This window comes from Pseudomonas sp. BF-RE-22 (assembly GCF_019956155.1).
Lineage (GTDB): Bacteria > Pseudomonadota > Gammaproteobacteria > Pseudomonadales > Pseudomonadaceae > Aquipseudomonas > Aquipseudomonas migulae.
Genome location: NZ_JAHBDD010000073.1, coordinates 1 through 9,725 on the forward strand (window position 1 = coordinate 1; position 9,725 = coordinate 9,725).

Annotated in this window: 11 protein-coding genes; 10 read left to right on the forward strand and 1 reads right to left on the reverse strand. The window is 60.6% G+C overall.

What is annotated here, in order from left to right:
* The first annotated feature begins 341 nt into the window (after window positions 1–341).
* The 10 genes from KGA82_RS25930 to KGA82_RS25975 all read left to right on the forward strand — a co-directional run bounded on the left by KGA82_RS25930 (window position 342) and on the right by KGA82_RS25975 (window position 9,260).
* Window positions 342–1,256, forward strand: coding sequence for a glutamate/aspartate ABC transporter substrate-binding protein (locus KGA82_RS25930; RefSeq protein ID WP_008032176.1), 915 nt, complete (start codon window positions 342–344; stop codon window positions 1,254–1,256).
* A gap of 195 nt (window positions 1,257–1,451) precedes the next feature.
* Window positions 1,452–2,198, forward strand: a complete 747-nt coding sequence (locus tag KGA82_RS25935) for an amino acid ABC transporter permease (RefSeq protein WP_223453079.1) — start codon at window positions 1,452–1,454, stop codon at window positions 2,196–2,198.
* A complete protein-coding gene (locus KGA82_RS25940; protein ID WP_192420023.1) occupies window positions 2,198–2,869 on the forward strand; it encodes an amino acid ABC transporter permease in 672 nt (223 codons plus the stop codon). The genes KGA82_RS25935 and KGA82_RS25940 overlap by 1 nt, the downstream gene beginning before the upstream one ends.
* The gene (locus KGA82_RS25945; RefSeq protein ID WP_008032183.1) at window positions 2,866–3,600 is read left to right on the forward strand and encodes an amino acid ABC transporter ATP-binding protein; all 735 of its coding nucleotides are present in this window, start codon (window positions 2,866–2,868) and stop codon (window positions 3,598–3,600) included. The genes KGA82_RS25940 and KGA82_RS25945 overlap by 4 nt, the downstream gene beginning before the upstream one ends.
* A 151-nt stretch (window positions 3,601–3,751) precedes the next feature.
* A complete protein-coding gene (locus tag KGA82_RS25950; RefSeq protein WP_008040854.1) occupies window positions 3,752–5,653 on the forward strand; it encodes a sensor histidine kinase in 1,902 nt (633 codons plus the stop codon).
* Window positions 5,650–6,978: a sigma-54-dependent transcriptional regulator gene (locus KGA82_RS25955; protein ID WP_008040853.1), complete on the forward strand. Its 1,329-nt coding sequence runs from the start codon at window positions 5,650–5,652 to the stop codon at window positions 6,976–6,978. Before KGA82_RS25950 ends, KGA82_RS25955 begins: the two co-directional genes overlap by 4 nt.
* Before the next feature lie 8 nt (window positions 6,979–6,986).
* Window positions 6,987–7,316 carry a GlpM family protein gene (locus KGA82_RS25960; protein ID WP_177318184.1) on the forward strand — a complete coding sequence of 110 codons (330 nt, stop codon included), beginning with the start codon at window positions 6,987–6,989 and terminating at the stop codon, window positions 7,314–7,316.
* Between the two features lie 243 nt (window positions 7,317–7,559).
* Window positions 7,560–8,480: an arginase gene (locus KGA82_RS25965; protein WP_223453080.1), complete on the forward strand. Its 921-nt coding sequence runs from the start codon at window positions 7,560–7,562 to the stop codon at window positions 8,478–8,480.
* Complete coding sequence (locus KGA82_RS25970; protein WP_192420029.1) at window positions 8,477–8,851, forward strand: EamA family transporter; 375 nt, start codon at window positions 8,477–8,479, stop codon at window positions 8,849–8,851. The genes KGA82_RS25965 and KGA82_RS25970 overlap by 4 nt, the downstream gene beginning before the upstream one ends.
* A gap of 10 nt (window positions 8,852–8,861) precedes the next feature.
* Window positions 8,862–9,260: a transporter gene (locus KGA82_RS25975; RefSeq protein ID WP_223453081.1), complete on the forward strand. Its 399-nt coding sequence runs from the start codon at window positions 8,862–8,864 to the stop codon at window positions 9,258–9,260.
* 114 nt (window positions 9,261–9,374) lie between these two features.
* Here KGA82_RS25975 and KGA82_RS25980 read toward each other — a convergent pair.
* On the reverse strand, window positions 9,375–9,725 hold a 351-nt coding region (locus KGA82_RS25980; RefSeq protein ID WP_223453082.1), incomplete at its 5' end, for a MipA/OmpV family protein.

The following is a 9,725-nucleotide window of genomic DNA, read 5'->3' on the forward strand; positions in this document are numbered from 1 at the left end:
CGGTGTGCCAGTCAACTTCTTTATTGACTGGCACACCGCCATCGCCAGCAAGCCGGCTCCTACAGGGGAAAGTGTTTACAACATGGAGCATTCGGTTTTCCGAACGCGACCCGTCGGTCTATTCGGTTAACCGGACTATCTCACTCCAAAAAACGCGCCACAAATATTTAATCTCCTTATAAATCAATAATTTAGTTTGTGTCGACTGGTCTGGCACGAGTCATGCTCTACACTCTTGGACGAATGCTTGTTGCGCGGACCTTGAGAAGCCGACAGACATTCGAAGCACAAAAGGGCCGATGAACTGGCTCCATAAAAAAAACAATGTCGAGGAAAATTTGATGCGCATCGTTCCCCATATCCTGGGCGCAGCCATTGCTGCAGCTCTGATTACCACTCCAGTTTTCGCTGCCGAACTCACCGGCACACTGAAGAAGATCAAAGAGTCCGGCACCATCACCCTCGGGCATCGTGACGCTTCCATTCCGTTTTCCTATATCGCGGACGCTTCCGGCAAGCCGGTTGGCTACTCCCACGATATTCAGCTGAAAGTCGTTGAAGCCCTGAAAAAAGACCTCGACATGCCGAATCTCCAGGTCAAATACAACCTGGTGACCTCGCAAACCCGCATCCCGCTGGTGCAGAACGGCACCGTGGACCTCGAGTGCGGTTCCACCACCAACAACGTCGAGCGTCAGCAGCAAGTTGACTTCTCCGTCGGCATTTTCGAAATCGGTACTCGCCTGCTGTCCAAGGCAGACTCCAAGTACAAGGACTTCGCTGACCTGGCCGGCAAGAACGTCGTGACCACCGCCGGCACCACGTCCGAACGCATCCTCAAGGCGATGAACGCCGACAAGCAGATGGGTATGAACGTCATCTCCGCCAAAGACCACGGCGAATCCTTCCAGATGCTGGAAACCGGCCGTGCCGTGGCTTTCATGATGGACGACGCCCTGCTGGCAGGTGAAGCAGCCAAAGCCAAGAAGGCAACTGACTGGGCCGTGACCGGCACTCCACAGTCCTACGAAATCTACGGCTGCATGGTCCGCAAGGGCGACGAGCCGTTCAAGAAGGCTGTAGACGACGCCATCGTGGCGACCTACAAGTCGGGCGAGATCAACAAGATCTACGACAAATGGTTCATGCAGCCAATCCCGCCAAAAGGTCTGAACCTGAATTTCCCGATGAGCGACGAGCTCAAGGCCCTGATCGCCAATCCGACCGATAAAGCGGCTGACGACAAGAAGTCCTGATTTTCTGACTAACCTTACCTCCTGAGAGGGCCAACGCCCTTTCAGGAGGTGGTCACTTCCTGCTGGTATTTTTTGGAAACACTCGAACCGGTGGCTGTCGAGCCGGGAGCGTGTGCCTGATCGAAAAGGTCAGGCGGGAACGGAGCTTCCCCCAAGCGGGCACTTGCACATCGATTGAACTGAGGGGAGACCCTAATGAATTACAACTGGGACTGGGGCGTGTTCTTCAAGTCCACCGGCGTGGGCAGCGAGACCTATTTCGACTGGTACGTGTCCGGTCTGGGCTGGACCATCGGCATCGCCATCGCGTCCTGGATCATCGCCCTGACACTGGGCTCGATCCTGGGCGTCATGCGTACCGTGCCGAACCGCATCGTATCGGGCATCGCCACCTGCTACGTCGAACTTTTCCGTAACGTACCGCTGCTGGTGCAGCTGTTCATCTGGTACTTCCTGGTGCCCGACCTGCTGCCGCAAGACCTGCAGGAATGGTACAAACAGGACCTGAACCCGACCACCTCCGCGTTCCTCAGCGTGGTTGTCTGCCTGGGCCTGTTCACCACGGCTCGCGTTTGCGAACAGGTTCGCACCGGTATTCAGGCACTGCCAAAAGGCCAGGAATCCGCTGCTCGCGCCATGGGTTTCAAGCTGCCGCAGATCTACTGGAACGTGCTGCTGCCCCAGGCCTACCGGATCATCATTCCGCCGCTTACCTCGGAATTCCTGAACGTATTCAAGAACACCTCCGTCGCCTCGCTGATCGGCCTGATGGAGTTGCTTGCACAAACCAAACAGACCGCCGAGTTCTCCGCGAACCTGTTCGAAGCGTTCACCCTGGCAACCCTGATCTACTTCACCTTGAACATGAGCCTGATGCTGCTGATGCGCCTGGTCGAGAAGAAAGTGGCCGTACCGGGCCTGATCTCCGTAGGGGGTAAATGATGGAATTCGACTTCTCGGGCATCATCCCGTCCCTGCCGGGCCTGTGGAACGGCATGGTCATGACCCTGCAATTGATGGCGCTGGGCGTCGTCGGCGGGATCATCCTCGGCACGATCCTCGCGCTGATGCGCCTGTCCCACAGCAAAGTGCTGTCGAACATCGCCGGCGCCTACGTTAACTACTTCCGTTCGATTCCACTGCTGCTGGTCATCACCTGGTTCTACCTGGCGGTGCCGTTCGTGCTGCGCTGGATCACCGGCGAAGACACACCGATCGGCGCATTCGCCTCGTGCATCGTGGCGTTCATGATGTTCGAAGCGGCGTACTTCTGCGAAATCGTCCGCGCCGGCGTGCAGTCGATTCCCAAAGGCCAGATGGGCGCTGCCCAGGCCCTGGGCATGTCGTATGGCCAGATGATGCGCCTGATCATCCTGCCGCAAGCGTTCCGCAAGATGACCCCGCTGCTGCTGCAACAGAGCATCATCCTGTTTCAGGACACCTCGCTGGTCTACGCCGTCGGCCTGGTGGACTTCCTCAATGCCTCGCGTGCCAGTGGCGACATCATCGGCCGCTCGAATGAGTTCCTGATCTTCGCAGGTCTCGTGTACTTCACAATCAGCTTTGCCGCCTCGCTGCTGGTCAAGCGTCTGCAAAAAAGGTTTGCCGTATGATCTCTATCAAGAATGTCAACAAGTGGTATGGCGACTTCCAGGTACTGACTGACTGCAGCACCGAGGTCAAAAAAGGCGAAGTGATCGTGGTGTGCGGGCCGTCCGGCTCCGGCAAATCCACCCTGATCAAATGCGTCAACGCCCTGGAACCGTTCCAGAAAGGCGACATCGTGGTCGACGGCACGTCCATTGCGGACCCGAAGACCAACCTGCCGAAGCTGCGCTCACGTGTGGGCATGGTGTTCCAGCATTTCGAGCTGTTCCCGCACCTGACCATCACCGAAAACCTGACCATCGCGCAGATCAAGGTGTTGGGCCGCAGCAAGGAAGAAGCCACCAAGAAAGGCCTGCAACTGCTGGAGCGCGTCGGCCTCTCGGCACACGCTCACAAGCACCCGGGCCAGCTCTCCGGTGGTCAGCAACAGCGTGTGGCGATTGCCCGTGCGCTGGCGATGGACCCGATCGTCATGCTGTTCGACGAACCGACCTCCGCGCTCGACCCTGAAATGGTCAACGAAGTGCTCGACGTGATGGTGCAACTGGCCCACGAAGGCATGACCATGATGTGCGTGACCCACGAAATGGGCTTCGCCCGTAAAGTGGCGGACCGGGTGATTTTCATGGACGCCGGCAAAATCATCGAAGACTGCAAGAAAGAGGAGTTCTTCGGCGACATCAGCCACCGCGCCGAGCGTACCCAGCACTTCCTCAACAAGATTCTGCAGCACTAAAAAACACCGCTCCCCTGTAGAAGCCGGCTTGCTGGCGATGGAGTTTCAGTCGACATCAATGTGGCTGACCCACCATCGCCAGCAAGCCGGCTCCTACAGGGGTCGGTGATGGTTTTGAGATTTGTGTTGTGGTTGACCCAAGGCATCTGTGATGAAATGCGACCCCACTCTCTATCGCGCAGCGCCGCCATCACTCGTCGTGAAACCCCGTCTGATCCGCCACTTGTTCCTGCCGCCACTGGTCATCGCCCTGATGATCGGATTGGGTTACCTCGGCTTCTGGGTCAGCGAGCACTACGGGATCCGCAGCCTCAGCGAGAACGGCCAGCGTCAGCTCGAACTGCACGCCCGCGCCGTCGAGAGCGAGATCAGCAAGTACACCTACCTGCCCAGCCTGCTGGAACTCGAAACCAGCGTTTCGAAGCTGCTGGCCGACCCGTCGCCGGAACACCGGCAAACGGTCAATGAATACCTCGAAGGCCTGAACCGGCGCAGCCGCAGTCGGGCCATCTACGTGATGGACACCACCGGTCGTGTCATGGCCACCAGCAACTGGCGCGACGTCGACAGTTATCTCGGTGAAGACCTGTCCTTTCGCGCCTATTTCCAGAACGCCGTGCGCGGCCAGCCGGGTCGCTTCTATGGCATCGGCAGCACCAACGGCGAACCCGGTTATTACCTGGCCCATGGCCTGGAAGAACACGGCAAGATCATCGGTGTCGCGGTGGTCAAAGTCCGCCTCGAAGCCATGGAAGAACGCTGGCAGCGCGCGCGCCTGGAAGCCTTCGTCAGCGACGAAAACGGCATCATCATTCTCTCCAGCGATCCGGCGCGACGGCTGAAATCAGTCGTTCCATTGAGCGACGAGACCAAGGAAAAACTCGCCCGCAGCCTTCAGTACTACTGGTTTCCACTGAACGAGCTGCAACCGCTGGCCCGGGAAAGACTGGCCGAAGGCGAGGAAAAACTGACCTTCCCGGCCAACAGCGAAGTGGAGTCCGACGAAGAGGACATCAGTTACCTCTCGCAAACCCGCCCCTTGAGCGACACCCCGTGGAATTTCACCCTGCTCACGCCGCTGCAGGATTTGCGTCGCGAAGCGATCAATCAGGGGATTCTGGTGGCCGTGGCGTTTGCCCTGGTGGCGTTCCTGCTGATCGCCTGGAACGAGCGCCGCAAGGTGATCGCCACCCGTCTCGCCGCCCGGGAAGCCTTGCAGGAAGCCAACAATCAACTGGAGCGTCGGATTACCGAACGCACCACCGACCTGCGCGCCAGCAACGAACGGCTCAAGGGCCAGATCCGTGAACGCCGTCAGGCCGAAGAGACCTTGCGCCGTGCCCAGGATGAACTGGTGCAGGCCGGAAAACTCGCGGCCATCGGCCAGATGTCCACCAGCATCGCCCACGAATTGAACCAGCCGCTGGCGGCGCTGCGCACCTTGTCCGGCAACACCGTGCGCTTCCTCGAGCGCGGGCAACTGGATGTGGCCAGCACCAACCTCAAGACCATCAACGAACTGATCGACCGCATGGGGCGGATCACCGCAAGCCTGCGCTCCTTCGCCCGGCGCGGCGACGACAAGGGCCAGGCCTGCCTCGGCAAAGCGGTGGACGCCGCGCTGCAACTGCTCGGCGGACGCGTGGAAAGCGTCCCTCTGCACTTGCATCGTGAGTTCGCCGACGTGCAGGTGCAGATTGACCAGACCCGCCTGGAGCAGATTCTGGTCAACCTGATCGGTAACGCCCTCGACGCCATGCAGTCGCAACCCCAACCGGAACTGTGGCTCGAAGGCGAAGCGTTCGACGGCAAGTATCGCCTGCGGGTACGCGACAACGGCCACGGCATCGATGCCGAAGCGCGCAAGCATCTGTTCGAACCGTTCTTCACCACCAAACCCGGCGAGCAAGGCCTGGGCCTTGGCCTGACCCTGTCCGCCAGCCTGGCCGCCGCCACCGGCGGACACCTGGGTGTCGAACACCCGGCCAGCGGTGGTACCACCTTCGTCCTCAGTTTACCGTTGGTAAGCCCCCTTCAAGCCGAGCCAATATGAACAACGACCTTAGTGTGCTGATCGTCGAAGACGACCCTCATGTGCTGCTCGGCTGCCAACAGGCGCTGACCCTGGAAGACATTCCCTGCGTCGGCGTGGGCAGCGCCGAAGAAGCGCTGGAGCGGGTCGGCGACAACTTTGCCGGCATCGTCATCAGCGACATTCGCCTGCCGGGCATTGATGGCCTGGAATTGCTGACCCGGCTCAAGGCCCGTGATCGCAGCCTGCCGGTGGTGCTGATCACCGGCCATGGCGACATTTCCATGGCCGTCGGCGCGATGCAGAAAGGCGCCTACGACTTCATGGAGAAACCTTTCTCCCCCGAACGCCTGGTGGATGTCGCCCGTCGTGCGCTGGAGCAACGCAGCCTCGCCCGGGAAGTCTCTTCGCTGCGCCGGCAATTGGCGGAACGGGATTCCCTGGAAGGCCGGATCATCGGCCGTTCGCCAGCCATGCAGAACTTGCGGGAATTGATCGCCAATGTCGCCGATACCTCGGCCAACGTGCTGATCGAAGGCGAAACCGGCACCGGTAAAGAACTGGTCGCACGCTGCCTGCACGACTTCAGTCGGCGTCACACCAAACAGTTCGTCGCCCTGAACTGCGGTGGCCTGCCGGAGAACCTGTTCGAAAGTGAAATCTTCGGCCACGAAGCCAACGCCTTCACCGGTGCCGGCAAGCGGCGGATCGGCAAGATCGAACACGCCGACGGCGGCACGCTGTTCCTCGACGAGGTGGAAAGCATGCCGCTGCCGTTGCAGATCAAACTGCTGCGGGTGTTGCAGGAACGCACCCTCGAACGCCTCGGCTCGAACCAGAGCGTGGCGGTGGATTGCCGGGTGATCGCGGCCACCAAGTCCGATCTCGATGAGTCGAGCAAGGCCGGCGAATTCCGCAGCGACTTGTATTACCGCCTGAACGTGGTGACCCTGGAACTGCCGCCGCTGCGCGAGCGCCGCGAAGACATCCTGCAACTGTTCGAGCACTTCCTGCAGCAGTCGTCCTTGCGCTTTGACCGTGCCGTGCCGGAGCTGGACAACCAGACCGTGTCGAACCTGATGAGCCACGACTGGCCGGGCAACGTCCGTGAACTGCGCAACGTTGCCGAGCGGTATGCCCTCGGTCTGCCGGCCTTCAAGAAGTCGGGCGCCAGCGGCAGCAATCAGGGCCTGGCCTTCGCCGAAGCGGTGGAAGCCTTCGAACGCAACCTGCTCGGCGACGCCTTGCAACGCAGCGGCGGCAACCTGACCCAGGCCAGCCTGGAACTGGGCATGGCCAAAACCACGCTGTTCGACAAAGTGAAGAAGTACGGGTTGAGCCACTGATGGACCTGATGCTCAAGGCAACCCTGGGCGCAGCGGTGGTGCTGATCCTCGCTGCGCTGGCCAAGACCAGAAACTATTACATCGCCGGCCTGGTGCCGCTGTTTCCGACCTTTGCGCTGATTGCGCACTACATCGTCGGCAAGGGTCGCTCGCTGGACGACTTGAAGACCACGATTGTGTTTGGCATGTGGTCGATCATTCCGTACTTCATCTATCTGGCGACGTTGTACGTGATGGTCGACCGGATGCGGCTGGAGGCTTCGCTCGCCGTGGCGGCGGTGGCGTGGTTGATCGCGGCGACGATCCTCGTCAGCGTCTGGGTTCGCTTCCAGACCTGACCACACCCCCTGTAGGAGCGAGGCTTGCCCGCGAAGAACGATAACGCGGTGCATCAGTTGTTCCGCTGCGGACCATTCGCGGGCAAGTCGGATCGCCGCACCGCTCGCTCCTACAGGATCTGCGTTGTTTCGAGACTGAAGGCTGGCCCGCCCCTTGCATTTACCCCCAAAAGCCCTCTCGGCCGGCCTTCATGATGGATGGAGCCGGTGTCTGGGAGGGTCTGCCAAGGGTGAATTGCGACCTTGAATATTTTAGATCTTGACCACAGCCTGACTGCCCAGGCCCCCATCACACGGTTGCTAGACAGCGGCCGCGCGAAACGCCTGGACCTGCTCGACCTCGGCCCGAAATTGCGGCTCTGGTCCAGCGAACGCACCTGGCGCCGCTTCGCCGAACGCCTGCAACAACGTCCACGCCACAGCGGCCCGCAACCGGAAATTTTCTTCGTCGGCTCCGGCGATTACCACCACTTGACCCCAGCCTTTCTCACTGACTTGCCGGCACCGGTGAGCCTGATCCACTTCGACAATCACCCCGACTGGGTCCACTTCGCCCCGCGTCGACACTGCGGTTCGTGGGTCAACCAGGCGCTGAAACTGCCGAACGTCCAGCGCATCGTCACCCTCGGCCCGTGCAGCGAGGACCTGCAAAATCCACAACTCAAGGGCGGCAACCTCAGCGCCCTGAAACGCGGGGTCTTGCAGCTGTTTCCGTGGCAGCATCCGCCCTCGAAAGTCTGGGGCCGGGTCGGCGATGGTGCCGGGCATCAGCAACTGGAAAACCAGCTGCACTGGCGCAACCTCGCCGAGCTGGATTGGCCGGTGTTTCTCGATCAGTTGATCACCAGCCTGCCCACCGAGGCGGTGTGGATCACCATCGACAAAGACGTCCTGGCCTGCGAAGACGCGGCGACCAACTGGGATCAGGGCGGCATGCGCCTGAGCCATCTGCTGCAAGCGATACGCGTGCTGGCCGCGAACAAGCGGATCCTCGGCATCGACATCTGCGGCGAATACGCCCGTCCCGCCTTCAGCAACGCCTTCAAACGCTGGGAAGCCAAGGCCGACCAGCCGCCGGCGGAACGCTGGAGCGCAGACGATCTGCTGCGTAACTCGGCCACCAATCAGGCACTGATCGAGCTGTTCGAGGAGCTGTTCCCATGACCCTTACCGTGATTGTGCTGGTGGCGTTTTCCATCGTGCTGGACGTCATTGGTCAGCTCTGTTTCAAGCTCGGACTCGACCGTTTGCCGGAACTTGAAGGCGGTTTTCGCCTGAATGCATTCTGGGGCCAGGTGTTCAACGCGCCGCTGCTGTGGTGCGGGATTGGCGCCTACGTGATCGAGTTTTTTGTCTGGCTCGAAGCCCTCTCCCGCGCGCCGCTGAGCCTGCTGTTTCCGGCGGCGGCGCTGGCGTATTGCGGCGTGGTGCTGGCCGGCAAACTGATCCTCGGCGAAACCGTGAGTCGTCGGCGCTGGCTCGGCACCTTAGTGATTACGGCGGGCGTGATGCTCGTGTGTGTCGCCCATGCATGAGGCTCAATCGATGATCAGAGGCAAGGCCGACTGGCTGCATGAGCGCCTCGGCACCATCGTGCTATGGGCGCTGTTGATCGCTTTTGAAAGCGCCGGGCAGATCGCCACGAAGGTCGGTGGCGATCAACTGGGGCAGATGGATTTCAACCTGAAGTGGCTGATGGCCGTAGCGGTGAATCCCGGGGTGTGGCTGGCGATCGCCTGTTACATCGGGGCGTTTTTCGTGTGGATGCTGATTCTGCGGCGCAGCAGCCTGTCGCTGGCGTTTCCGTTGAGTTCGCTGGTGTTCGTCGGGGTTTTGCTTGGGTCTTGGCTGGGGCTGGACGAGCAGATCAGCGTGCTGCACTGGGTGGGGGTGGCGGTGATCATGGGGGGGATTGCGTTGCTGGCTGAAGGTGAAGAAACCTAGATTTCAGTGATCTCAAGGGCCCCATCGCGAGCAGGCTCGCTCCCACATTTTGACCGCATCCCCCTGTGGGAGCGAGCCTGCTCGCGATGGCGTCAGACCAGCCAATGAACCTTTCTATTCAAACTTGTAAGCCACCGCCGCCTGCACTCCACCCTGATGGGTATCCCCGACCGCTTTGACAATGCTGCTATCCGCCGCCGCCCCCGTCAGGTGAATCCAGCTCGCGCTCGTCAGCAGCGACCATTGCGGCGCCAGGGGAAATTCGAAGCTCTGGGTCAGCGCCACGTTCTGCAAGCCACCACCGGCGTTGTACGGGCGGATCCCCGAGGCTTGAGACTCGTCGGCACTGACGCCGAAGAACGTCTGATTCTGCCGGGCATCGGCAAAATGCGCGGTCAGGTTTGAGCTGCCGATCACCCCGCCACCCAGTGGATAACCCACCTCCCCACCCAGCCGCCCCAATAC

Coding starts and splice junctions, on each gene's coding strand:
- KGA82_RS25960 (WP_177318184.1), top strand. CDS start 6,987: ATGCTCAAGGCAACCCTGGGCGCAGCGGTGGTGCTGATCCTCGCTGCG.
- KGA82_RS25935 (WP_223453079.1), top strand. CDS start 1,452: ATGAATTACAACTGGGACTGGGGCGTGTTCTTCAAGTCCACCGGCGTG.
- KGA82_RS25970 (WP_192420029.1), top strand. CDS start 8,477: ATGACCCTTACCGTGATTGTGCTGGTGGCGTTTTCCATCGTGCTGGAC.
- KGA82_RS25975 (WP_223453081.1), top strand. CDS start 8,862: ATGATCAGAGGCAAGGCCGACTGGCTGCATGAGCGCCTCGGCACCATC.
- KGA82_RS25945 (WP_008032183.1), top strand. CDS start 2,866: ATGATCTCTATCAAGAATGTCAACAAGTGGTATGGCGACTTCCAGGTA.
- KGA82_RS25955 (WP_008040853.1), top strand. CDS start 5,650: ATGAACAACGACCTTAGTGTGCTGATCGTCGAAGACGACCCTCATGTG.
- KGA82_RS25950 (WP_008040854.1), top strand. CDS start 3,752: ATGAAATGCGACCCCACTCTCTATCGCGCAGCGCCGCCATCACTCGTC.
- KGA82_RS25940 (WP_192420023.1), top strand. CDS start 2,198: ATGGAATTCGACTTCTCGGGCATCATCCCGTCCCTGCCGGGCCTGTGG.
- KGA82_RS25930 (WP_008032176.1), top strand. CDS start 342: ATGCGCATCGTTCCCCATATCCTGGGCGCAGCCATTGCTGCAGCTCTG.